At 39.1% G+C, this 23,846-nt stretch carries 21 protein-coding genes and 1 other RNA gene; 5 read left to right on the forward strand and 17 right to left on the reverse strand.

The window, feature by feature from the left end; all coding sequences use genetic code 11:
• Window positions 1-9 precede the first annotated feature (9 nt).
• On the reverse strand, window positions 10-444 hold the full coding sequence (locus AUF14_RS06290; protein ID WP_049222018.1) for an EbsA family protein: 435 nt from the start codon (window positions 442-444) through the stop codon (window positions 10-12).
• A gap of 37 nt (window positions 445-481) precedes the next feature.
• Here AUF14_RS06290 and AUF14_RS06295 point away from each other — a divergent pair, with 37 nt between their 5' ends.
• Complete coding sequence (locus tag AUF14_RS06295) at window positions 482-862, forward strand: ribonuclease HI family protein (RefSeq protein WP_049222016.1); 381 nt, start codon at window positions 482-484, stop codon at window positions 860-862.
• Here AUF14_RS06295 and cls read toward each other — a convergent pair whose 3' ends face one another.
• The 3 genes from cls to AUF14_RS06310 form a co-directional block, all read right to left on the reverse strand.
• The gene (cls, locus tag AUF14_RS06300) at window positions 863-2,323 is read right to left on the reverse strand and encodes a cardiolipin synthase (RefSeq protein ID WP_049222014.1); all 1,461 of its coding nucleotides are present in this window, start codon (window positions 2,321-2,323) and stop codon (window positions 863-865) included. It abuts the gene before it with no gap.
• A 143-nt stretch (window positions 2,324-2,466) separates the two neighbouring features.
• Complete coding sequence (alaS, locus tag AUF14_RS06305) at window positions 2,467-5,100, reverse strand: alanine--tRNA ligase (protein ID WP_102865953.1); 2,634 nt, start codon at window positions 5,098-5,100, stop codon at window positions 2,467-2,469.
• 266 nt (window positions 5,101-5,366) lie between these two features.
• Window positions 5,367-6,419, reverse strand: a complete 1,053-nt coding sequence (locus AUF14_RS06310) for a DUF7278 family profilin-like fold-containing protein (RefSeq protein ID WP_016180189.1) — start codon at window positions 6,417-6,419, stop codon at window positions 5,367-5,369.
• Between the two features lie 70 nt (window positions 6,420-6,489).
• On the opposite strand from AUF14_RS06310, the gene AUF14_RS06315 reads away from it, so the two are divergent.
• Window positions 6,490-6,927, forward strand: coding sequence for a GNAT family N-acetyltransferase (locus AUF14_RS06315; RefSeq protein ID WP_016180188.1), 438 nt, complete (start codon window positions 6,490-6,492; stop codon window positions 6,925-6,927).
• A 38-nt stretch (window positions 6,928-6,965) separates the two neighbouring features.
• Here the strand turns inward: AUF14_RS06315 and AUF14_RS06320 are convergent, their stop codons facing one another.
• Complete coding sequence (locus AUF14_RS06320; protein WP_016180187.1) at window positions 6,966-8,315, reverse strand: DEAD/DEAH box helicase; 1,350 nt, start codon at window positions 8,313-8,315, stop codon at window positions 6,966-6,968.
• Between the two features lies 1 nt (window position 8,316).
• Window positions 8,317-9,465, reverse strand: coding sequence for a VanZ family protein (locus tag AUF14_RS06325; RefSeq protein WP_048720688.1), 1,149 nt, complete (start codon window positions 9,463-9,465; stop codon window positions 8,317-8,319).
• A gap of 314 nt (window positions 9,466-9,779) precedes the next feature.
• Here AUF14_RS06325 and AUF14_RS06330 point away from each other — a divergent pair, with 314 nt between their 5' ends.
• Window positions 9,780-10,094 carry a hypothetical protein gene (locus tag AUF14_RS06330; RefSeq protein WP_049222010.1) on the forward strand — a complete coding sequence of 105 codons (315 nt, stop codon included), beginning with the start codon at window positions 9,780-9,782 and terminating at the stop codon, window positions 10,092-10,094.
• Here the strand turns inward: AUF14_RS06330 and AUF14_RS06335 are convergent.
• The 7 genes from AUF14_RS06335 to AUF14_RS06365 all read right to left on the reverse strand — a co-directional run bounded on the left by AUF14_RS06335 (window position 10,065) and on the right by AUF14_RS06365 (window position 15,678).
• Window positions 10,065-11,558, reverse strand: coding sequence for an IS1182 family transposase (locus tag AUF14_RS06335; protein WP_456151919.1), 1,494 nt, complete (start codon window positions 11,556-11,558; stop codon window positions 10,065-10,067). The two genes, AUF14_RS06330 and AUF14_RS06335, sit on opposite strands and share 30 nt — an antisense overlap.
• 110 nt (window positions 11,559-11,668) lie before the next feature.
• Window positions 11,669-12,016, reverse strand: a complete 348-nt coding sequence (locus tag AUF14_RS06340) for a hypothetical protein (RefSeq protein WP_049222008.1) — start codon at window positions 12,014-12,016, stop codon at window positions 11,669-11,671.
• 112 nt (window positions 12,017-12,128) lie between these two features.
• Window positions 12,129-12,773 carry an HD domain-containing protein gene (locus AUF14_RS06345; RefSeq protein WP_049222006.1) on the reverse strand — a complete coding sequence of 215 codons (645 nt, stop codon included), beginning with the start codon at window positions 12,771-12,773 and terminating at the stop codon, window positions 12,129-12,131.
• Window positions 12,763-13,926, reverse strand: a complete 1,164-nt coding sequence (locus tag AUF14_RS06350) for a THUMP domain-containing class I SAM-dependent RNA methyltransferase (protein ID WP_049222005.1) — start codon at window positions 13,924-13,926, stop codon at window positions 12,763-12,765. The genes AUF14_RS06345 and AUF14_RS06350 overlap by 11 nt, the downstream gene beginning before the upstream one ends.
• A gap of 334 nt (window positions 13,927-14,260) precedes the next feature.
• Window positions 14,261-14,633, reverse strand: an RNA gene (gene rnpB, locus AUF14_RS06355) — RNase P RNA component class B.
• A 14-nt stretch (window positions 14,634-14,647) separates the two neighbouring features.
• Complete coding sequence (gene gpsB, locus AUF14_RS06360) at window positions 14,648-15,052, reverse strand: cell division regulator GpsB (protein ID WP_016180181.1); 405 nt, start codon at window positions 15,050-15,052, stop codon at window positions 14,648-14,650.
• Window positions 15,053-15,120: 68 nt separating this feature from the next.
• On the reverse strand, window positions 15,121-15,678 hold the full coding sequence (locus tag AUF14_RS06365) for a DUF1273 domain-containing protein (RefSeq protein ID WP_049221672.1): 558 nt from the start codon (window positions 15,676-15,678) through the stop codon (window positions 15,121-15,123).
• A gap of 81 nt (window positions 15,679-15,759) precedes the next feature.
• Between AUF14_RS06365 and recU the strand changes: the two genes are divergently transcribed.
• Together recU and AUF14_RS06375 are read left to right on the forward strand one after the other, a co-directional pair.
• Entirely contained in the window at window positions 15,760-16,365 is a 606-nt protein-coding gene (gene recU / locus AUF14_RS06370; RefSeq protein ID WP_048720491.1) for a Holliday junction resolvase RecU, read from the forward strand.
• A 4-nt stretch (window positions 16,366-16,369) separates the two neighbouring features.
• Window positions 16,370-18,658 (forward strand): PBP1A family penicillin-binding protein, encoded by a 2,289-nt coding sequence (locus AUF14_RS06375; RefSeq protein ID WP_016180178.1) that lies wholly within the window; start codon window positions 16,370-16,372, stop codon window positions 18,656-18,658.
• A 23-nt stretch (window positions 18,659-18,681) separates the two neighbouring features.
• On the opposite strand, the gene nth is transcribed toward AUF14_RS06375, so the two are convergent.
• The 4 genes from nth to tkt form a co-directional block, all read right to left on the reverse strand.
• Window positions 18,682-19,335: an endonuclease III gene (gene nth / locus AUF14_RS06380; protein ID WP_016180177.1), complete on the reverse strand. Its 654-nt coding sequence runs from the start codon at window positions 19,333-19,335 to the stop codon at window positions 18,682-18,684.
• Entirely contained in the window at window positions 19,328-20,041 is a 714-nt protein-coding gene (locus AUF14_RS06385; RefSeq protein WP_049221675.1) for a DnaD domain protein, read from the reverse strand. The genes nth and AUF14_RS06385 overlap by 8 nt, the downstream gene beginning before the upstream one ends.
• Window positions 20,042-20,155: 114 nt before the next feature.
• Entirely contained in the window at window positions 20,156-21,499 is a 1,344-nt protein-coding gene (locus tag AUF14_RS06390) for an NADH oxidase (protein ID WP_016180175.1), read from the reverse strand.
• A gap of 263 nt (window positions 21,500-21,762) precedes the next feature.
• The gene (gene tkt / locus AUF14_RS06395) at window positions 21,763-23,757 is read right to left on the reverse strand and encodes a transketolase (RefSeq protein WP_102865955.1); all 1,995 of its coding nucleotides are present in this window, start codon (window positions 23,755-23,757) and stop codon (window positions 21,763-21,765) included.
• Window positions 23,758-23,846 lie beyond the last annotated feature (89 nt).

Consider the following 23,846-nt stretch of genomic DNA (forward strand, 5'->3'; position numbering starts at 1 on the left):
ACGAAAAGATCAGTCATGACTGATCTTTTCGTTTATTTCTCTGATTTCAATTTCTGGATAAAACGTTATAAAGTCTTTTATAAAGGCTTCTTTTCTTTTTTTACGCATAGCAAAATGGAAAGCTGCTCCGCTAAGTCCTTTTCGCTGGATAATCACCCCGTCTTTACACGGTGTTAAATAATCGATATGCTCCCGTAAAAGAGTCTCACGGCGCCAAACTCTTGCGTATCGGACTCTTATACCGGTTTCGTCAATGTTCAAATAGCGATGAAGGCCGACAACAGCAAATAAAATGGCGATGCCGATCACAATATTCCCCTGTAAATAAGGCCGTGTTTTCTCTAAGGTCAGAATCAAACCATAAAAAAGAACAATAAAGGTCAACGACCAATAAATAATGCTGATTGACAGCTCTGGTTGCCAAAAATAGCGTTTTGTCTTCATTCATATACTCCTACTCTTCTAAAAAAGGATGATCATTATGTTAAAAGTTTATACTGATGCGGCTACGAATACTCAAAAGAGCGGCGGCGGCATTCTTATTATTTCTGAAAAGCAAGAACAGCTTGCAATCTCACTGCCTGAAACCAACAATCATCAAGCAGAATTAGCAGTGATTCTCCATGCACTAACCTATTTGATCGACCAAAAGCTGAACGATCAAACGATTTTACTTTATTCCGATAGTAAAACTGCAATAAAAATTTTAGACCAAGGACAAACAAAAAACAAGCTCTTTCAGCCATATTTATCAGAGTTTAATGAATTAGCACCGCAATTTCCCCTGCTGGTTCTACAATGGATTCCAGAAGCAAAAAATAAAGGGGCGGACAATCTTGCCCGCCAAGGTTTGCGAAAATAACTATAAAACAGGTGATAATAAACGTGAGAAGCGCTGTTTGAAATTCAACCAGTGAGATTGATTGGCGATTATTTCATCTGTTAACAGAATACATTCCTTCATATCCTCTTCAAAGATAGTTCGGAATAGCTGTGCAATCGCTGGATCATAGATGAAGCTGCTGACCTCGAAGTTTAACTCATAGCTGCGGATATCTTGATTGGTTGAGCCGAAACTAGCCAGCTCATCATCAACGACAATCGTTTTGGAATGTAAAAAGCCGTCTGCGTAATGGTAAATTTTTACCCCTCGTTGATGGAAAAAATTAGCATAATATTGAGTAGCTCGGTAAATAAATGGATGGTCTGGCATATTTGGAATCATGATTCTTACATCAATTCCTGATCGTACTGCAATTAAGATAGCAGAAATCATGGTCTCATCTGGTACAAGATACGGACTTTGAATCCAGACACTTTTTTCAGCTGCTAAGATCATGCGAACAAAGCCGTCTTTAATAATCTGTTCGCTGGAATCAGGGCCATCGGCCACGATTTGCATTGGTACACCTTTTTCAATCTGCTTTTGCGGTAAAACAAAATATTCTGGTAAATAACTCATCCGATCGGCTTTGTTCGTGACAGAAGCATTCCAATCGCGAATAAAAATTTCCTGCAACGTGAAACTGGCCGTTCCCTCGATCCGACCATGGGTATCGCGCCATCTTCCAAAGCGTTTAGATTCCCCGAGATACTGATCTCCGACATTAAAACCGCCTGTCCAACTAATCTGACCATCTACCACAACAATTTTTCGATGCAAATGATAATTTAAGCGTGTCTTAGCCAAAATGTTTCTTGAGGTAATAAAAGGCGCCACCTTGCCGCCATTTTTAATCAAGGTTGAAAAAAAGCTTTTATTTGTTTTCGGTGCCCCCCACGGATCATAGATCATTCGCACTTCCACGCCTTGAGCTGCCTTTTCCTCCAAAATCCGCATGAAGCGATTACCGATGCGGTCATTAAAGAAGGCGTAATATTCGACGTGAATCGTACTTTGCGCATTACGCAAATCCTCAAATAAGCGTTCAAATTTCGCCGTTCCATCTAGGAAAAATTCTAACTCGTTACGGATTGCCAACGGTGATTCATCCAAATTTTTAAAATATTTCACCATGGCTGTTGCTGCTGGATACAATTGATCTGGTTCGTTGTGGTCGACATGACGATTGTCTTGCTGGATAATTTCATTAATCTCTTTAACTCGAGCCTCGTCATCTTGCTCGAAAAGATACATGGTTTCGCCGTCAATACCACGACCGCAAAAGGCATAAATTAAAAATCCGATGACTGGCAAAAAGATCAAGGTCAAAAGCCAAGCCCAAATTGTTGTGATATTCCGCGGTTTACGAAAAACAGTAATGATTGCCCCCACTAAGTTGACAATAAAAATAAATAAAATAATTTGCTCAATAATTCCCAAATGGTCCCCTCTTTTCAGAAAAATAATTCTCTCATTTGAATTATACCTAAACCGCCTTAGTAATAAAAGAAAGTCGCTATGGAATAGTCATATTCTCATAAAAAAAGGACAGCGTCACAAAGATGCTGTCCTTTAATTGGAAATTATGCTAACCAGTTGGCCACTTCTGCTAATGCATCAGCTAGACCTGCTGGATTTTTCCCACCGGCTTGAGCCATGTCTGGACGTCCACCGCCGCCGCCGCCGACTTTTGGCGCAATCGCTTTGATCAGATCGCCAGCCTTCAAGCCTTTTTCATTGGCTGCTGGACTCATGGCTGCTAGCAGATTCACTTTCTCCCCATGAACGGTTCCAAGAACCAACACATCAGACAAAGCTTTTTGCTTCCATTGATCCGCTAGTTGACGCAATTGATTCATATCTTTTACGTTAACCTGAGCAGTAATCACGGTCGTACCGTTGATTTCTTTGACATCCTTGAAGACGTCGCCTGCTTGTTGGTTCGCTAGTTTTGTCGCTAGTTGTTCATTTTCTTTTTGCAGCTCACGTAATTGCTGTTGCAATTGCTCGGTTTTGCTAACAATTTCTTTGATTTGTGGTGATTTCACGATTTGTGCCACTTGCATTAATTGTTCCTCTTCATCACGGAAAGCTTCATAGGCTTCTTTGCCGGTCAACGCTTCGATCCGACGTACGCCGGCACCGATACCTGATTCAGAGACAATCTTGAATAAGCCAATATCTTCTGTATTCGCTACATGCGTACCTCCGCATAGCTCGATCGACCAGTCGCCAATGTTTACTACACGTACGTTATGGCCGTATTTTTCACCGAACAAGGCCATTGCGCCCATATTTTTCGCTGTGTCAATATCGGTTTCGATTGTTACCACAGGAATAGCTTCCCAGATTTTTTGGTTGACGATTTTTTCCATTTCTTTTAGTTCAACCGCAGTTACTTGACCAAAATGCGTAAAGTCAAAACGTAAATGTTTGTCCGTCACTAATGAACCGGCTTGGTTCGCATGATCGCCTAGCACTTCCTTCAAGGCTTTGTGAAGAACATGAGTCGCTGTATGATTTTTGATGATCTTATTGCGGTAAGCGGCATTGACTTGCAAAAAGTATTTTTCGCCTTCTTTTAGTGATCCAAGGACTTCAACCGTGTGCAAAGCTTGGCCATTTGGTGCCTTTTGGACATCGGTAACATTAGCGATAATTTTACCTTCGCTATCAACAATGATTCCTTTATCGGCGATTTGTCCGCCCATTTCAGCATAAAATGGTGTTTCCGCAAAAATCAAACGCGCTTCACCTTCTCCAACCATATCAACGATGGCATCATCTTTCAGGATAACAAGCAATTCACTTTCACTTTCCAAATGGTCATAGCCGACAAATGTGCTGGCTACTTTGATATCACCCAATAAAGCCGTTTGAACGCCCATTGATTTTTCTGTTGTACGAGCAGCCCGGGCACGTTCTTTTTGCGCCTGCATTTCTACTTCAAAGCCTTCATGATCGACCTTCAAGCCTTCATCTTCTGCGACTTCTTCCGTTAATTCTACAGGGAAACCAAACGTATCGTACAATTTGAAAATAACTTTTCCATCTAACGTGGTTTCATTTTTCGCTTTTAATTCAGCTAACACATCATTCAGCATCGATAAACCGTCATTGATGGTTTCATGGAAACGTTCTTCTTCTGTCCGAACGACTTTTTCAATGAAAGCCTCCTGTTGCTTCACTTCTGGATAATAGCTCACCATGATTTCGCCGACAACAGGAACCAGCTTGTACAAGAACGCTTGATCAATACCTAATTTCTTACCGTGCATGACCGCACGACGTAATAAACGACGCAAAACATAGCCTCGGCCTTCATTTGAAGGCAACGCGCCGTCACCAATCGCAAAGGCTAAAGAACGGATATGATCCGCGATGACCTTGAAAGAAATATCCAATTGCTTATCCGCACCATATTTTTTGTCGCTTAACTCCTCTACTTTACCAATGATTGGTAAGAATAAATCAGTTTCGAAGTTGGTAGGGGCATCTTGGATGATGGAAACCATTCGTTCAAGTCCCATCCCTGTATCAATATTTTGATGAGGCAATGGTTCATAAGTATCCTGTGGCGTATGGTTAAATTCTGAGAATACCAGATTCCAAATTTCTAGATAGCGTTCATTTTCGCCGCCAGGATAGTTTTCTGGATCATCTTCAGCTAAATCGTTGAAGGCTTCGCCGCGGTCATAGAAAATTTCTGAGTCGGGACCGCTTGGACCAGCGCCCAAATCCCAGAAGTTGTCTTCAATTTCAACCACGTGATCTGCTGGAATTCCGACTTCTTCTAACCAGATCCGTTTTGCTTCTTTATCTTCAGGATAAACCGTTACATACAATTTATCTGGATCAAAGCCGATCCAGTCAGGTGAAGTTAAGAATTCCCAAGCCCATTCAATGGCTTCCACTTTGAAATAATCACCGATCGAAAAATTTCCTAGCATTTCAAACATCGTATGATGACGCGCAGTTTTACCTACATTTTCAATATCATTTGTACGAATAGACTTTTGTGCATTGGCAATTCGTGGATTTTCTGGTACGACACTGCCGTCAAAGTATTTCTTCATCGTAGCAACCCCTGAGTTGATCCATAGCAAGGTAGGATCGTTCACCGGCACTAATGAAGCACTCGGTTCAATCATATGATTCTTGGTTTTAAAGAAATCTAAAAACATTTGGCGCACCTGTGCGCTTGATAATTTTTTCATCTGTTCTCCTCTTTTCTCAAAAAATAAAAACTACCACTGCAGTCAAGGACGAAAACTCGCGGTACCACCTTGATTGCAATGATAGTTTGATCATTACCTCTTCAGCTCGTTAACGCTGAGCAGCGTTGATTTTTCAATCAAAAAATGTCGGGAGCAATTCATTACACGCAACGTGCAGCTTTCAGCAATCGTGCACTTTCTGTGGAGGCGAAAATAATAAACCTTATCCTTTTAAGAGTATAGAAAAAAGTTTGTCAAAAGTCAAACTAGATCTTGATTAGAATTGCTTTACGATACAAATAATTACTTGGTGAGAGAATCTCCTCATGCATCATTGTTGTCGTATTGCTGTAATAACTAGATAGCGGCAGGAAATCAACAATTGGAATTCCAACAGGATTCTTCTTATTCGTCAGTTTTAATACACCGGGATCTTCGGTAATTTCAAAGCGTTCCATTGAGGTATCAAAGAATAGGCCGAACATATTCTCTTGTTCCATCATCTTCCGAACGTTCTTGCCGCGATAAGGATCAGTGACATTTAGATCATTGCCCCACCGAAATAGACGGCGGCTGCCTGCACCATTAACGTATTCCCACTGATCTTCTGTTAATAAATCAAAATTTTTCTTGCGAATTTTCTTTCGTAGACTGGTGTAGGTATGCTCTTCATGACTAAACACATAGTAGCTGTCTGAATGAGGGATCATTTCAATATACCAACGTCCTTCTTTTAATACGTTCTTAGGAAAAGACCAAGTCATGCTTTCTTCCGGCGTCAAATTTGGTGACAAGACATTTTTAATTTCCTCTTCATAGGTAGAAAATTGATCTGCTTCTCCTGAAAAACTCCCAGTTACCGAATCATAAACTCCCAAATAGTTTGTTCCCGCTGGTAAAGCATGACGCTGAACAAACATTGGCGGGATTTGTACTTTACGCAAACTTGTTGTTTTATCATTTATTAGTTCTCCTAAAGAATCAACATCAAAAAAGTTATATTGTCCGCGTAATTCTTCTGGGATCATTATTTCTGGAGAGTTCGGTGCGGTTTCCAACAATGACAGACCTTTTGTTCCTAAGTTCCAGCCTAAAATGGCATCTTTATTTCCTGGGATAAAGACAAATTCCTCTTCATCAATCAGCAACTGAAACGTCTGACATTTGATACCGTACAAATCAAAATCCTTTAATTCAATATCTGAAATCTTCATTAATGGATTGACAAAATGAAGCAAAAGTTGGCTTAACAAGGTACGTTTTTCTTTTGGATTCAGTCGCTTCCAATAGGACCAGTCTAATTGATCTAATAAGTTCATAAATCTTTCTGCCTCCTCCAACACTCATATGTTAGAATTATACCATTATCACAAAGAAATGAGGAAAAAGATGAAGGAAATTTTTGGAGCTTCACCAGAATTGCAGGCTGCTGCCTTTTTTTTACGCTACCAGGTTTTTGTTTTGGAACAAAATATATTGCCCGAATTGGAGTTTGATCAATTGGATACAGTGGATCGTCAATATCTCGTTTTCTTTGATGAGCAAATCCCCATCGCCACTGTACGCTATCAAAAATTAGATGAATCGACGTTGAATCCTGACCGTCTATGCGTCCATCCTGATTATCGCAATCAAGGTTTAGGGACAAAACTTCTAGCTCGGATTGAGTCACAGGCATTTTTCGAAGGCTGTCAGACGTCTGTTCTTTCGGCCGAACTTAGTGCGCAGGCTTTCTACGAGAAAATCGGCTATCGCGTTGTTTCGGATATCTTTGAAGAAGACGGTATTCCTTGTGTCAAAATGCAAAAAGAACTTGTATCGGATTAACAGATACAAGTTCTTTTAATAGTCATTTCTCTAAAGTTTTAAGAGTTTGAACGCTTTTTATTCTTACGTGCGCCACGTTCTTCTTGACGACGAGCTACACGACGTTTTTGTTTATTCGATTCAGAAATTGCGCGATCAATTTTTTTCTTGTAGCCAGGCTTAATTTTTTTCTTTGATTTTTTAACCAAACCAATTAGAGTTGGATCTAGCTCATCTTTTGATTTTTCGCGTTTCTTTCGACGATTACGATCATAAGTATCGATGATTTCCCCATTTTTGATCTCTTTTGGTTGGAAAGTCACGCCGAGATTTTCAATTAAATTAACATCGTTCTCATCGCTTGGACCATACAAAGTAATCGCCGTGCCAGACAAGCCGTTCCGACCTGTTCTGCCCACACGATGAATAAAGAAATCCAAATCTTGGGGAATCTCTGCGTTAATAACATGAGAAACCCCTTCAATGTCAATTCCTCGAGCAGCCAAGTCTGTTGCGACAACATATTGATAATCTAGATTTTGTACTTGGCGCATTACACGCTTCCGCTCTCGGGGTGAAATATCCCCGTGAATCTTCGCGACTTTTAACCCTTGTGATTTCAAATAATCACTGATCTCATCGACATGCTGTTTCGTATTGGCGAAAACAATCGCTAAATATGGATGACCAATCGTCAATAATTGATAAATCAAACGATTCTTGTCCTGTCCTTTAGTAGAAATGAGCCAATTTTCGATCGTATCGGAAATTACTGCTTTTGACTTAATTTCTTCAATCACAGGATTTTCCATGTATTTTAATAGGAAGGGACGTAATTTTTCTGGAATCGTTGCTGAGAAGACCAACATTTGTAAATGCTTCGGTAAACGACCAGCAATTTGATCGACTTCAGCTAAAAATCCCATATCCAAAGTCATATCCGCTTCGTCGACCACAAAATACTCTGCCGTATGGACTTTTAATGCTTGCTCATTCATCATATCTAAGATACGACCTGGGGTTCCGATAGCGACATGTGGTTGATGCGTCGCTAATTTGTCGATTTGCCGTTGCTTGTCAGTTCCGCCCACAAAATTGGTTACGCGGATTTCATTTGGTGAAAATTTTGCAATTTGAATGGCGGCTTGATAAATTTGCGTCGCTAGTTCGCGGCTTGGCGCTGTGATGACAATTTGAACCTCATCTTTAGCGGCGTCGATCTTATTCATTAATGGCAGCAAAAACGTATGGGTTTTTCCTGAACCTGTTTGTGACTGTCCGACAACATTTTTCCCTTTTTTAATTAAAGGAATTAATTTTTCTTGAACCGCTGTTGGTTCAGTAAAACCCTTATCCTTGATGGCTTCAAGAATAAACGGCTGGAAATTGAATGATTCAAAAGTTCGCATGTTATACCTCTTTCTTTAACGTACTAATTGTATACGTGTGACTCGCTTTATCATGGAATAGGCGGGTTTTTCTTCTTATGAGAGCATACAATAAGTTGAATAGAAATAAAAGTAAAATTCCTAAACTTAACAATCCTAATGTCGCATAAGCGATAAAGAGCGTGTGATTTACGGAAATTAAATGTGTCATTGTGTATTGAAAAATTTGCAGCAGCCCGAAGAAAAGAAAGTAAAGCGCAGAATACCGCAGGATCAGTCGGCTCAAACGAATATGCTTGTGTCCATCTTCGATAACTTGAATACGAACAACCTTTTTTCCAATGGTTTGACCGTTTAAGAGATAATTGATTAGCATAAAATAAACGATTACTTCAATGATGAACACCGGCATCGTATTACTTAAGATTTCACCGGCTTTAGGTGGTAATACATTTGATAGATAATTAATTATTGGACTAAACAAACCAATGATAAACCAATCGATCGCCAGTGCGACAAAACGTCTTATTATTGTAACCTGCCGTCCTTTCTCCAATGATTCTGAGTCCAGTTCACTTCGTGTTGGTAAAAAGAAAGTGAATAGTGGCGCACAAGCAAAGCCCAGTATTCCTCCTAATGTATTATGGAATAAGTCATTAACATCAAATAATCGATAAGGACGCGGATAAATAAAATACAGACCACTTAATTGTGTTAGCTCAAAAAATAGCGATAAGCAGAAGCTTACCAAAATAGTTTTCCAAAATGAAAATTTAAAATAATAACGACAATATACGCCAAATGGGAAAAGTAGAAAAATATTAAACACAGGTTCCAAAAAGACGCTTTGTCTCATTGCTGGCAAATAGGTGCTTGGGTTATTCAATTGCAGTACCGTTTGATTCATGAAATTATGCCAAGATTGAAATAAATGAAGTTCATAACGCGGACCAGTCATCTGTGCTACCGTACTGACTTCAGGTAACGGCAAGATCACTAAATAATATGCGCATAACAAGTAAAAAACAAACGAATACAAGATCAGACTTCTCAGCTTGCCTAGTTCTCCATATTTTCGATAATAATAAATTAAGATAGGTGCAGTGATAAACATCGCCAAAAAAGGAAAAGTAAGCACCGCCACTTTAATCGGTAACGTGTAACTGTTCATAGATAGCTCCTTTGTTCGATTTACGTTCATAACTATTCAGCTGCAATAAGAGCAACAGCTTCATATAGCTCAGTTTAAAATATCTTCTTTCTAAATGCGAAGGAAAAGTCTCTATTTTATAATAGTTACCATTTTTACCGCTGATGACAAATCTGATAGTAGCAATTTAGTAATTTGAAAACCTGTTAACTAAAAAAAGAATATTGTCGAAAAATCCTTATTCCTTCAATTTCTAATCATCAGGGATTTTTTCTAAATTGTGGTAAAATGAACACAAAATAAAAATTATATCAGATTTTTAAGGAGGTAAAAAAATGCTTAACCCGCTTTTTGCTTTTGGTGTTCCAGCGGCTTTGATGGTCGTTTACATAATTTTCTTTTTTGTCAAAAAAATGAAAAATAGTGATTACCGTCGCTTTGCGTTAACTTTGATCGCAGTTTTTTTAACGACTTTTAGCTATCAGGTGTATAACTACAGTCAAACGGTTGTTGCTTTGACGTCTTCAGAAAGTTTTCAAAAGAACTTTGGTTACAGTCAAGGGCGCCTGATAGTTCCTTTTGTACTAGGTGCGATTCTCACTATTATTAATGTTTATTACCTATTTCGTCAGTTTAGAAAAAAAGAATAACAGGCTTATCCTGTTATTCCAGACTGTAGACAAAAGACGTCTCGAACTCGTAATTTGAGTTTGAGACGTCTTTTTATCTGATTTCTTTCGAAATTTTGAACAAAAAAATAAAGGCTCCTTGCCTTTCCATAGCCAGGTGGCTAATTTCTTTAAATTCATTGCAGCAAACACTAGCATCGTATGCGTCGCGACTTTTTCCAAGCCTCGATACTTGGTCCAACGCATCCCATGCTTTTCTTTTGCATCCGCAAATATTCGTTCAATCGTTTGTTTCCGTTTTTTGTAAATTGATTTATTCAGATCCGTTAGGCGAAGATGTTCTGCTTCATCCATTAGGTCACCCCAAACATGTCTCGTGATGACTCGTTGATGATTTTTACTTTTGGTACATTGGTTTAGCAGAGGACAGTTCACACATTCTTTTGGATTGGATTTGTATTCTCGGTACCCTTCTCGAGTAACCGTTGAAAAAGCGAGCATTTGATCTTGCGGACAAATGTAACAATCATAATACTCGTCATAGAGAAACTCGTTTTTTGATAATAGCCCCTTTTTCCCTTTAGGCCTTGAATAAGGCAAACAAGGTCGAAGGTTCAAATGAGTCAAAAAGTGAACAAACTTAGGTGTCTTATACCCAGCATCAGCGACAACACAGTTGATTTCAGGAAAAAGTCTCTTCGATTGTTTGACGAGCTGAAAGGCGACTTGACTGTCATGAATATTTCCAGGAGTGATGATTGTGCTAAGAATAAATCCGTTGTCGTCGCATGAAGTATGGGCAGAATAAGCAAATTGTTTTTCTCGTTCGCCTTTGACGTAGTAGCCGCTTTCCGGATCAGCCTTACTTATTTTTCTTTCTTTCAGCTTCACTTCCTTTTCTAAGTCCAAAGTAAAAGGGCGTTTTCCGGCCTCTATTCGTTGACGATTGATCTCATCTTCTAATTCATCCTGATAGGCTTTCGCTTCATCGTGGGTCATTTCTTTCGTAAACTTATGTTTATTGGCGTTAGCTTTGATGTGGGTAGAATCAAGATACAAATTATCCTCTGTTACAAAACCTGCTTTAACTGCTTGTTCTAAAATATAGGCAAAAATATCCTCAAACACCGTCGTTTCTCTAAATCGGCGGACATAATTCTTTCCAAAAGTTGAGAAGTGGGGGATTTTCTCCTCGAAGGAATAGCCTAAAAACCAGCGGTAAGCGACATTGGTATCGACTTCCTTAATGGTTTGTCGCATGGAACGGATACCGAATAAATACTGAATAAACACCAATTTGATCAGAATCACTGGATCGATACTTGGGCGACCTAGATCGGAGTAAGTGGCTTCAACGATTGGATAAATAAATTCAAAATCAAGCGCAGCATCAATCTTTCGAACGAGATGATCTTGAGGAACCAAATCATCAATCGTGAGCATCGCAAATTGATTTCTACCGTTCGTATTGTTTTTAGACATCATAACTATCACTCCTTGCATTCGTTTTCATAAATCTATTATAAAAGAAAAGACTGTAGACATCATCCATAAAATGGACTTTGTCTACAGTCTGGAATAACAGGCTTATCCTGTTATTCTTCCAAATCAAAAAATTTAATTTTCACATTAGTTAAACGTTTCAAGGTATTCAAATCTATGTTGACCCACTCTTTTGATGCAGGCTGATAATGATTTTCCTCAAATGACCGCTCAATTTCATTTAAAAGTTGCTCTGGTGTTCCAAAAAAGCTTTGATCCTTTTTCAGCAAGACACTAATCAGTGCTGGATTTTCTATTAAAAAATAATCCTCTTGATATTTATATAAAATAATTTGATAGGTCTTATTTGTAAGTTTGCAACGAATAGCGAATAATCCCTCAGATAAGTTGGGCATTCTTTCTAAAACTTCTTCGGGACTCAATATTTCACGATGTAGCATTTAGAGTTCCTCCTAACCAAGGAACATTATAGGAGAAAAAGAAGTTCACTGGAAATAAAACGTCTCAACTAAAGGATATTTTTATTTTTAATTTACTATTTTCATCTCTCATTTATGATAAATCCCACTCAGCGTAAAATCTTTTTAAAAATTCTTCCATAAAATGCATGCGCTTTTGTGCTTCTTTTTTTCCAGCTTGCGTGTTCATTGTAGCAGGCAGCTTAAACAATTTTTCATAAAAATGATTGATTACTGTACTTTTTTTGCGATATTCTTGTTTGCTTTTAAACTCTTGCGGTGCAGTGTTAGGATCATATAATGGACTTTGCGTATGGCCGCCATAATAAGCAGTTCGTAAAATGCCTATTGCGCCAAGTGCATCAATCCGGTCCGCGTCTTGCACGATCTGTCCAACTAAAGTTAGTTCAGCTTTTCCGTTTTCTATTTCTTTAGAAAAGGAAATGTTTTCAATGATTTTAAAAATTTCCTGTATTTCTTCGACAGAAAAACTAAGTTCTTTTAAAAACCTTTTAAGATCTTCTTGCGCCCTTGTCACATCTTCAACGACCTTATCGTCAATCACATCATGTAAATAACTAGCGGTTTCAATCATCAACGTATCTGTGACGCCTTCTTGTTCAGCTAAATTTTTAGCGATTTTAGCTACGCGCTGGACATGATAAAAATCATGTCCACTGCGATCAGCACCAACTTTCTCTTTGGCATACTTGCGAATTGCTTCTATTTTATTCGGCATCGTTACGCGGCTTTCTTGGAGGGCGTTCACCCCAATATTGAAACAGATCCGTTCTTATAGCGCCATTATACAATTTCCTTTTCTTTGTTGCTTTAGCCCCGTAAAATTCCTCAAATGCTAAATCACTGGTCAAAATATATTTACTCCAGGTTTTCAATGGGCGGAAAACCTCCCCCATTTCACGATACAATACACGAACCTGTTCTTCTTCGCCTAAACGTTCTCCGTATGGCGGATTTGCAACAATCACACCGTAATCCTTTTCCGTTTTAAAATCTTTAACCGCCTGCTGTTTAAATTGAATCGAATCACCTAATCCGATTTCTTCAGCATTTGCTTGAGCAATCTCAATCATCCGACCATTGATGTCTGAACCAGCAATATCTAACTCAATATCATAATCCGCTGCTTCATCCGCTGCAGAACGAACTTTATCAAAGACAGCGGCATCAAACCAATCCCAGGCTTCACAGGCAAAATCACGATTGAATCCAGGCGCAATGTTGTGACCTATCAACGCAGCTTCAATACATAAAGTCCCTGATCCGCAAACCGGATCATAAAAAGGACGATCCTTTCGCCAATTTGTCAACATTACTAATGCCGCCGCCATATTTTCTTTTAATGGAGCGCCACCTTTTTCTAATCGATAGCCACGTTTAAATAAGCTTGGCCCAGTTGTATCTAAAGTTAATACGACATGATCCTTTAGTAAAGCAACCTCTAGCTGAAATAGCGCACCGGTTTCTGGTAGAGGCACTCGTGCTGGACGATGGTAGACTTCTCGTAGACGTTCAACGATTGCCTTTTTCGTGATGGATTGGCAATCAGGGACACTGTACAATTTTGATTTGATCGAACGCCCTGCCACTGGGAATTCAGCATCCATTGGCAGATAATCCTCCCAAGCAATCGCCTTAACCTTTTCAAATAATTCGTCAAACGTAAACGCGTCAAACTCCCCGACAATGATTTTCACGCGATCAGCAGTTCGCAGCCATAAATTTGCGGTAGCGATCGTTTCTAAATTTCCTTTAAACCGTGCCCGTCCATTTTCGACTTGGCAATCGATGCCTAAATTACGTAACTCTTTGCCTACTAACGCTTCGATACCCGCAGCGGCAGTGGCAATTAAATTATACTCTTTCTCCATAATTGCTCCTTTATATAAATAGTAGTAATAATTTTTTCCGATGTACGACGAATTAACCTTTTAAACTAACGTATCAATCGTATCAATTTTTTTCAAAAACTAAAAAAATAGGTTTTATTCTCGTTTCGCATATGGTTTCACTAATTGCGGTAAGCGTGAAGTGGAACTCGCAGCTATTTCATTTTAATGTATTCATTTTTCTAAAGACCAGAAAAATTAGTTTTATCTTCATTTCGCATACCATTTTTCTAACCTGCTAAAGCAGGAAGAAAAACTGGCAAAAAAAGACCTTCACAACGCAAAGTTGGAAGGCACACCCTGAATTGCTGCAATTTTCTGTAAGCCATGTTTTGTACGACGATCAACTCAGGGAAGTGTGATCATCGTGGCAATCATCTATCTCCGACATAAATGCCGTCTCTTTCATCGTTCATTTCCTTAGAAAAAGCGCCCCTACCATAGTTTGGGTTGCTCGCTCGAGGGGTTTACCGCGTTCCACCATTTTGATTTCTCAAAATGCTTCGTCACTGTGGCACTTTCAAGAATACTCAGGCATAGATTACTCCTTAGCCTTTTTTTCTGCCGTTACTTCAAAAGAAGTACCTTAGCTTATGGTTTCGCTAAGCACGAACACTACAGACATCTCAGTCTGTGCGAGCATGGACTTTCCTCAGCCTGCTTAGTGCAAACCGCGATCACCCAAAAATTGCATCATTCAAATTTAAAACTGACGAGTTTTCTCAATATCGCTCTCATCTTGAGTATAGCTTTGACCAAAATCAGAAGGAGCTGTTTGGTTTGATGCCTGTTGATCAAGCTTTTTGCCAAACACTTCTCTTTCAAGATTGGATAAACGCTTCAAGATATCAAAGTTTGTAACAGCTGAACTTTTAGGCGCTGCTTCTTTCACACGTGAAGGAGCTGGCTGAGCTTTGGAGAGTTGTTCAACTTTTGCTTTCAAGCGATCATTTTCTTCTCTTAGTGTTAATAATTCTTTGTTATAAGCTTCATAATCTTTAATTACATTATCCAAAAATTCGTCGACCTCAATTGGATCATAACCACGCATTTTTGTTTTAAATTCTTGCTCCAAAATATCATTAGGAGTATAGATTACATTCGCCATTTTTCCACCTCATTAGCTCTTATCTTAATTTACTTTCCTATATATTCTAGCTGATAAACTTAAGGAAATCAAACACTATCCCCGAAGTCTGAGGAATTTTCTAAATCATCCATCGTAATTGTAAGCAAATCGTAGGGATTTTGTTCTTGAAATTTTTCTACATCAGCTAAAAAGAATTTGCTTTTACCAGGATACTCATTATCATATACTAACAATGCTGCCTCAGTGTGCTGCAGTAAAAAATTTACATGATTTTTAAATTGTTGAGGATTCTGATAGGGTTGATGACTGACCGAATCCACGTAATCCGCTGTTTGTACAAGCTCGCTCAAAAGTAATTGATTATGTTCTTTCCAGTTATTTCCAAACGCTTCAAATGGAAAAATAATCGCTAATTTTATTTCAGGATAATCTTGCTTCAATTCATTGACTACCTGCCCTGTCCAAATCTCTGTACCAAGACTACCGCTGATCATTACCCACTGAAGACCATTTTCGATCAAAGCCGTCAATTCTTTTTTTAAAACATTCTTAATGACTTGCACGCGAGGGTCCTGTTCACTGAAGATTCCTAGCTCATAGCTCTGATATCCTGTTACGTATATTCGCTGTATTGTTTCATTCATTGCATTTTCCTTACTTTCACTTAAAAATAAAATATCTTTCAAAAAAATTTGCTATAATAGCAAACAGGAGTGTGATGAAATATGGCCTTTCACTACCCCAATGGTCAGCTCTTTTCACAAAAGAATCCACGAGAACGCTCATTACAAAAAGAAACAACGTTTGCTAATCGCGGTATGCGCTTTGAAGAAGCAATCAATCAAAGCAATGAATACTACTTAACTCATGATAAGGCAGTTGTCCATAAAAAGCCAACGCCACTTCAGATTGTTAAGGTCGATTATCCAAAACGAAGTGCCGCAGTTATTAAGGAAGCCTATTTCAGACAACCTTCCACAACTGATTATAATGGCGTTTATCAAGGATACTATTTAGATTTTGAAGCAAAGGAAACAAAAAACAAACGCTCTTTCCCGCTAAAGAATTTTCATCAGCATCAGATCACTCATATGCAGCAATGTCTGAAGCAAAGGGCGATTTGTTTTGTTCTACTTTGGTTTTCAAGCTTGAATCGTTGCTTTTTTCTTTCTGCTGAAGAACTGGTAAACTATTGGCAGAGTCAAGAAAATGGCAAAAAATCAATACCGCTAGAACACATAGAAACAGTTGGTATCGAGATCACACCGCAAATTGCTCCAAGAATCCCTTATTTAACAGCGGTGGAACAATATCTTGAAAAAAGGAGTTAATCAAATGGCTAATCCCTCACGTTCGCAGAAAAAAAAGCGGACCTCTCAAGGAAAGGAACCTAAACAAAAAAATAAAAAGAATCGTCATATTGGGCTGAAAATTGCGATCGCAATCGTTGGGCTGCTTTGCGTCGCATTACTCACTGGTATCGGCATCTTTTTCTACTATGTAAAAGATGCACCTGCTTTAAGTGAAAAAAAATTAGAAGCAACGGTCTCTTCTAAGCTTTTTGACAGTGATGGTAATATTTTTGAAGATCTTGGCGCCGAAAAGCGAGAAAAAGTCAGCGCAAATAAAATTCCGCAAGAATTAGATGATGCGATTGTTTCCGTCGAAGATCGTCGTTTTTTCAAGCACAACGGTGTGGATCCTGTCCGAATCGCCGGATCGGCCTTGCATAATCTAACCAACAAAGGTGGTCTTCAAGGTGGTAGTACCTTAACCCAACAACTGGTTAAGCTTTCCTTCTTTTCAACAACTACTGAAGAAGCCGATAAAACGTTGCGACGTAAAGCACAGGAAGCTTGGTTGGCTATCCAGCTAGAGAAAAAACACTCGAAACAAGAAATATTGACCTATTATATCAATAAGGTTTATATGGCAAATGGCTTGTATGGGATGGAGACAGCTGCTGAAACATATTTCGGTAAAGAATTACAGCACTTGACTATCGCACAAACGGCATTATTGGCGGGTATGCCACAAGCGCCTAATTCTTATGATCCCTATAAACATCCAGATGCTGCAAAAGAGCGTCGTGATACAGTGCTCTATACTATGCTTAATAATAAGAAAATCTCTCAAAAGGATTATGACGCGGCAATCAATGAACCGATTGATCAAGGCTTGTTGCCTTTAGAAACAGATAATCAGGAACGTAAAGTTGCCGACAACTACGTCAAAGAAGTGATTGCCCAAGTTGAAGATAAAACGGGCAAAAATGTTTATACTGACGGATTAGATATCTATACGAATTTGGATACTGACGCACAGAATCATCTTTATTCGATTGTAAATGGGGATGAATATGTCCAATATCCTGATGAGGATTTACAAATAGCTGCTACCCTAATAGATAGTGAGACTGGTAAAGTGACTGCTCAGATTGGCGGTCGAAATATCGCTGATGACGTCTACTTAGGATTGAATCGTGCAGTAAGTACAAACCGTGATTTTGGTTCAACGGTTAAACCAATAACCGATTATGGTCCAGCTATAGAATATAAGCAAAAATCTACTGGGGAACGAATCGTTGATCAACCTTATTATTATGAAGGAACGAAGACAGCAGTTAAGAACTGGGACAATAGTTATCAAGGAAATATTACGTTGCGTCAGGCTCTGTATAATTCTCGAAATGTCCCAGCTGTGAAGCTTTTCAATGAAGTAGGACCAGAAAATGTATCGAAATTCTTGAAAAACTTGGGCATTCAATACAAAGAAATACAACAAGCGAATGCAATCTCAAGTAACACTGAGACACAAGATGGAACGAAATATGGCATTTCCACAGAAAAAATGGCAGCAGCTTATGCAGCCTTTGCCAATGGTGGAACCTATAATGAACCGCTCTATATCAATAAAATTAAATATCAAGATGGTTCTGAACAAACCTTTGAAAACAAAGGAAAAAAAGCAATGGAACCTTACACAGCTTATATGATTACGGATATGCTAAAAGATGTAATTACAAAGGGTACCGGAACCTATGCACAGATTCCTAACCTTTTCCAAGCTGGCAAAACTGGAACGTCTAACTACACGGATGATGAATTAGCAAAGATTCCACATTATGGATCAATTTCGCCAGATGTAATGTTTACTGGGTATACTCCCCATTATTCTTTATCAATTTGGGCAGGCTATGATAAGCGACTGACGCCAATAACTTCACAATCTGAAAATATCGCACAGGATGTTTATCGTGAAATGATGAGTTATGTATCGCAAAATGTCTCAAATGAAGATTGGGTTATGCCAAATGATGTTCTTAGAATCGGAAATGAGCTTTACGTTAAAGGCGCTTCATCAGTTCCAGCGCCTAGCTATTCCTATCAAAGTTCTTATTACAGCAATAGCACTTTCAGCGAAACCACGAGTTCCAGCAGCAGTATAACATCGGAATCAAGTTTCTCTGAATCGTCGACAGTGACTCCGCCGGCCAGCAGCAGTGTGCCACCTGCCAGTTCAAGTCCGACGCCAGCTTCATCTGCCGATCCGCAACCATCTCAGCCATCCTCTAGTAGTCAGCCGCCTACTCAGACCCCAGCTGTGCAAAATGAACAACAATAATTAATCAAAAAGAGCCGCTCGATCTATTTTCGAGCGGCTTTTAGTCTGTCTTTTCCTTCTTGGCACATATCTAATAAAGGGCAAATTTCACATTTTGGGGATCGAGCGGTACAATGATAGCGCCCAAAGAAAATTAAGGTATGATGGCTTTTGACCCATAAATCTTTCGGTATTTTACGCATCAAAGTCGCTTCGACTTCAGTTACAGAAGCGTTCAATTTGCAAATCCTTAAACGTTTGGTCACTCGTTCAACATGAGTATCAACCGCAATTGCAGGTACACCGAAAGCATCACCAAGAACCACGTTCGCTGTCTTTCGCCCAACTCCTGGTAATTTAATTAACTCCTCTCGAGAATTTGGTACCACGCCATCGTAATTATCTAGCAGCATCTGTGCACAAGCTTTGATATTCTTCGCCTTATTACGATACAAACCAATCATTTTGATTTTTTCAATAATATCTTCTATCGGCGCTTGAGCTAATGCCTCTGGTGTAGGATAAGCCTTAAAAAGTGCAGGTGTTGCCTTATTCACCGAAACATCTGTTGCCTGAGCACTTAGAATGACTGCAATCAATAATTGGAAGGGAGAATCAGAATGGAGCTCTCCAACTGCGTCTGGAAACATGTCGTACATTCGCGATAAGGCTTCCATCGTTTTCTCTTTGCTAAGCATCGGGATCTTTCCTTTCTAACCAATTGTATAAAGAGACTTTCGGCAATTCTTCAGATTGCTTTTGTTCTTCGTCTTTTTGCAGTAGAATTTGTTTTCTTCGTCGTTGTTCTTCTTCTACCTGAGCTTTAGATCGAATGTTTTTCTTTTCCCAGCTTTGCAAGACCGTCTCAATATATTTGAAATTATAGGCTTGATTCAAGACGGCTTCTTGTAATGCCAATTCGATCAGTGATGGTGAATAATGGTCATCATTTAACCAGTAGCCAATTTTTTGGTATTCAATTGGTGATAAGGGGCGTCCGAATTCCTGCTCAAAGGAGCGCAGCATTTTCTTTTGCGCTGCCAGATCGTTTTCTTCTTCCGCTTCAAAGCGTTGTTGTTCCTTCAGTACATCCAATTTTTCAAATGCTGGGAGTAAATTATAATGATCGCTTTGTCTTCCTTGTTCATCTAATGTCGTCTCAAGGGAGACAAACTCCTTTTCAACAAGCGTATTCAAAGCCGCATAGATTTTTTCGGTCGTACTTCCCATATTTTGAGCAATTATGGTCAGATCAGGGAAATCTTCGCCAGCTTGGTGAGAGGCATAAAGTTGTAACCATAGCATAAACTCACTAGTGGTTAGCCCAAGTTTAGTATAATTTTGCAAAAGCAGATTGGAGATTGTCGTCTCTCCGCCTGACAAATATTCTTTCAATGAAATCATTAGAAATCCTCCGTTCACTTTTTTAGTTTACACTAAAAAAAGAGGAAGTCCAATACTAGCGAATAGTTCTTAATAAGCAAAAAAACAGGAAGGTCTCCCTTCCTGTTTTTGGCTCTATTCTGCTTCAGCTAACGCCGCTTGCGCTAAGATATTCAAGTAATTCCACGGACGGTCAAAATGAGGCTGGAAGAAGAAATCTTGTAAAGCTAAATCTTCCAACGTCATTCCATTTTGGATCGCTACTGATAAGGTGTTGGCTGATTGAGTGATATCATACTTTGATAGGAATTGAGCACCCAAAATCTTATTGGTACCTTTTTCTGAGACGATTTCCATTAAGACTTTTTCCGTTGTCGGCATAAACTCTGGACGATAATTGTCCTCGATCACTGTGACGTTCGCATCAATTCCATTTAAGGCAGCACTTTCTTTTGTCAATCCAGTTGAACCGATTGTCCAGCCAAATAAATAAAGTCCTGATGTTCCTTGTGTTCCGCGATACTTCATTTTTTGTTCCACTAAATTTTGACCAACTAACATTCCCTGACGTACAGCATTGGTTGCTAATGGAATATATTGATCTTGTCCTGTTGGGTTATAGTGAACAACTGTCGAATCCCCAGCTGAGAAGATATCTGGATCGCTTGATTGCATGTATTCGTTGACTTTAATTGCTCCACTTGGCAACATATCAACTTTTCCTTTAAGCAATTCTGTATTCGGACGGAAGCCTACACATAAGATTACCATGTCAGCCTCGAATTCTTTACTTGCTGTCACGACTTTTTTAACAGTACCCGTTTCGTCAGCCACAAATTCTTCAACATTTTCTCCTAGAGCTAATGTAACACCACGATCAACCAGTTCTTTTTCTAAACGACTTGTAAAAGGTTCATCCAAGTATTTATTCAAGATTCGCGACAATCCATCAATCAATGTTACCTCTTTACCAGATTCAGCGAATGCTTCAACTAATTCGATTCCAATGTAACCGCCGCCGACAACAACAACTTTTTTCGCATCTTTAGCTTGCTCAATGATGACATTTGCTTGATTATAGTTTTTACATAAAAGAATATTCTCAGAATCGATTCCTTTAATTGGCGGAATAATCGGCCAAGAACCTGTTGTCACGACTAATTTATCATAATCAACGATTTTTTCTTCATTGGTTTTTAAATCTTTTGCTGTTACTTTTTTTGTATCTGTATCAATGTTTGTTACATCGTGTTCCATGTTCACTTTTGCACCTAAAGAGGCAAGCTCCTCAGGGTTAGAATAAAATAAACCTGCTGGATCTTTGACAACTCCACCCACGTATAAAGCGATTCCACAAGATAAGAAAGAAACGTTATCGTTCCGTTCAAAGACTGTCACCTCTGCATCTGGGTGATTTGTTAAAATATTTTTAACAGCCGCGGTACCGGCATGTGTACATCCTACTACTACTACTTTCATTGTCATCCCACTTTCGTTGATTCTTTATTTGTTTGCAATCTTTTGCACAAGGACAGTATAACAGATTTTATATTCTGTCTAAATTATTTTGCTCACAAACACACACTTTTCTTTTGATGTAGGAAATTTTGTAAACGCGTTTAGAGATTTGTTCGATAAAAATATTATGTAAACTTTCCCGATTATGTAATTGAAGCTTTTTAATATTAAATCGTTAAAAAACTGAGAAGAAAAAATTCTCCTCAGTTCAATTAATCTGATTATTATAATTCGTTGAAAGTATTTACTACATTATCAACAGTGAACCCGAATTGTTCTAACACAAAATCGCCAGGTGCAGAAGCGCCGAAGTGATCAATACCAATCATCTTACCTTCTGTCCCGATGTAACGTTCCCAGCCAAACGGAGACGCTGCTTCAATCGCTACACGTTTTGTCACTGCTTTTGGTAAAACAGATTCTTTGTATGCTTCATCTTGAGCTTCGAATAGATCAAAGCTTGGGAGAGAAACAACAGAAACGTCTTTTCCTTGAGCTTTCAATTCTTTTTGTGCTTGAACAGCTAAGTTCACTTCAGAACCAGTTGCGATTAGGATACCTTCTGGTGTATCTGACTCAGCTTTAGAAATCACATAACCACCTTTAGAAACGCCTTCTTTAGCCATTTCTTTACTATTTGGTAAGACTGGCAAGTTTTGACGGCTTAAGACTAAGATTGTTGGTTTGTTAGTTGTTTCTAATGCTTGAATCCAGGCAGCAGAAGTTTCATTGCCGTCTGCTGGACGAATCACTTGGACATTCGGCATGCAGCGAACACTAGCTAATTGTTCGATTGGTTCATGAGTTGGACCATCCTCACCAACAGCTACTGAATCATGTGTCAATACGTAAATGACAGGTAAGTTCTGAATCGCTGACATCCGAACTGCTGGACGTAAGTAATCTGTAAATACAAAGAATGTTCCTCCATATACGCGTGTTCCGCCATGTAAATGAATTCCATTCATGGCGCTAGCCATCGCAAATTCACGCACACCAAACCAAATGTTACGGCCTTCATAAGAACCAGGTTGGAATTCTTTTTCATCAGCGATAGTTGTATTGTTTGAACCAGATAAATCAGCTGAACCGCCCCATACATTAGGAACAGCTTTGGCGATTGCTTGAATCGCATCTTTGCTTGATACACGGCTTGCTTGTGCTGTACCTTCTTCATAAACTGGTAAAGCTTCTTCCCAGTTTTCAGGAAGTTCGCCGGCAAAGGCCGCTTTGAATTGTTTTGCTAATTCAGGATGTGCTTTTTCGTAGTTTGCGAACATCGCATCCCATTTTGCTTCTGTTTTAGCACCTTTATCGTTGATTTCTTCCTTGAACCGTTTCGCCACTTCTTCAGGCACGGTGAAATCAGGATATTCCCAACCGTAAACAGTTTTCGCAGCATCGATTCCATCTTGTCCGATTGGAGCACCGTGAACTGCTGATGTGCCCTCTTTTGGTGAACCAAAACCAATGACTGTTTTAATCTCGATCAATGATGGTTTCTCTGTTTCAGCTTTAGCTTCATCAATTGCTTTAGAAATGGCCTCTAAATCATTGCCATCCTTAACTAAGATATGCTGCCAACCATATGCTTCGTACCGTGCACCGACATTTTCAGTGAAAGCTTTCGATGTTGGTCCATCTAAAGAGATATCATTTGAATCATATAAAACGATTAGTTTACCCAGTTTCATGTGTCCGGCCATAGAGCTAGCTTCAGCGGAAACACCTTCCATCAAATCGCCATCTCCACATAATGCGTAAGTATAATGATCCATTACATTGAAGCTATCGCGATTATAAGTGGCTGCTAAATGTGCTTCAGCCATCGCCATACCAACAGAAGTTGAAATACCTTGACCTAGAGGACCTGAAGTCGCTTCAACACCATCTGTATGCTGATATTCAGGATGTCCTGGTGTCTTGCTTTCCCATTGACGGAAGTTTTTCAAATCGTCAATCGTCACTTGGTAGCCTGCTAAGTGCAACAAGCTGTATAACATTGCTGAACCATGACCTGCTGATAAAATAAAGCGGTCGCGGTTAGGCCAATTTAATGAAGTTGCTGGATTGACATTCAAATGCTTCGTCCATAAAGCATAAGCCATTGGAGCCGCACCCATTGGTAAACCTGGATGTCCTGAGTTTGCCTTTTGAATTGCTTCAATACTTAACGTTCTGATTGTGTTTACACCTAGTTGATCGATTTTGTCGAACAAATTAGTTCCTCCTTTTTGGTCATAAATACTTTAATTACAGATTCATTGTAACCGATTTATTTTAACATTTCAATCACTTAACCAGTAAA

Source organism: Enterococcus avium, assembly GCF_002891025.1.
GTDB classification, from domain to species: domain Bacteria; phylum Bacillota; class Bacilli; order Lactobacillales; family Enterococcaceae; genus Enterococcus_A; species Enterococcus_A avium.

Coding starts and splice junctions, on each gene's coding strand:
- AUF14_RS06290 (WP_049222018.1), bottom strand. CDS start 444: ATGAAGACAAAACGCTATTTTTGGCAACCAGAGCTGTCAATCAGCATT.
- AUF14_RS06295 (WP_049222016.1), top strand. CDS start 482: ATGTTAAAAGTTTATACTGATGCGGCTACGAATACTCAAAAGAGCGGC.
- alaS (WP_102865953.1), bottom strand. CDS start 5,100: ATGAAAAAATTATCAAGCGCACAGGTGCGCCAAATGTTTTTAGATTTC.
- AUF14_RS06310 (WP_016180189.1), bottom strand. CDS start 6,419: ATGAACTTATTAGATCAATTAGACTGGTCCTATTGGAAGCGACTGAAT.
- AUF14_RS06315 (WP_016180188.1), top strand. CDS start 6,490: ATGAAGGAAATTTTTGGAGCTTCACCAGAATTGCAGGCTGCTGCCTTT.
- AUF14_RS06320 (WP_016180187.1), bottom strand. CDS start 8,315: ATGCGAACTTTTGAATCATTCAATTTCCAGCCGTTTATTCTTGAAGCC.
- AUF14_RS06325 (WP_048720688.1), bottom strand. CDS start 9,465: ATGAACAGTTACACGTTACCGATTAAAGTGGCGGTGCTTACTTTTCCT.
- AUF14_RS06330 (WP_049222010.1), top strand. CDS start 9,780: ATGCTTAACCCGCTTTTTGCTTTTGGTGTTCCAGCGGCTTTGATGGTC.
- AUF14_RS06335 (WP_456151919.1), bottom strand. CDS start 11,558: ATGATGTCTAAAAACAATACGAACGGTAGAAATCAATTTGCGATGCTC.
- AUF14_RS06340 (WP_049222008.1), bottom strand. CDS start 12,016: ATGCTACATCGTGAAATATTGAGTCCCGAAGAAGTTTTAGAAAGAATG.
- AUF14_RS06345 (WP_049222006.1), bottom strand. CDS start 12,773: ATGCCGAATAAAATAGAAGCAATTCGCAAGTATGCCAAAGAGAAAGTT.
- AUF14_RS06350 (WP_049222005.1), bottom strand. CDS start 13,926: ATGGAGAAAGAGTATAATTTAATTGCCACTGCCGCTGCGGGTATCGAA.
- gpsB (WP_016180181.1), bottom strand. CDS start 15,052: ATGGCGAATGTAATCTATACTCCTAATGATATTTTGGAGCAAGAATTT.
- AUF14_RS06365 (WP_049221672.1), bottom strand. CDS start 15,678: ATGAATGAAACAATACAGCGAATATACGTAACAGGATATCAGAGCTAT.
- recU (WP_048720491.1), top strand. CDS start 15,760: ATGGCCTTTCACTACCCCAATGGTCAGCTCTTTTCACAAAAGAATCCA.
- AUF14_RS06375 (WP_016180178.1), top strand. CDS start 16,370: ATGGCTAATCCCTCACGTTCGCAGAAAAAAAAGCGGACCTCTCAAGGA.
- nth (WP_016180177.1), bottom strand. CDS start 19,335: ATGCTTAGCAAAGAGAAAACGATGGAAGCCTTATCGCGAATGTACGAC.
- AUF14_RS06385 (WP_049221675.1), bottom strand. CDS start 20,041: ATGATTTCATTGAAAGAATATTTGTCAGGCGGAGAGACGACAATCTCC.
- AUF14_RS06390 (WP_016180175.1), bottom strand. CDS start 21,499: ATGAAAGTAGTAGTAGTAGGATGTACACATGCCGGTACCGCGGCTGTT.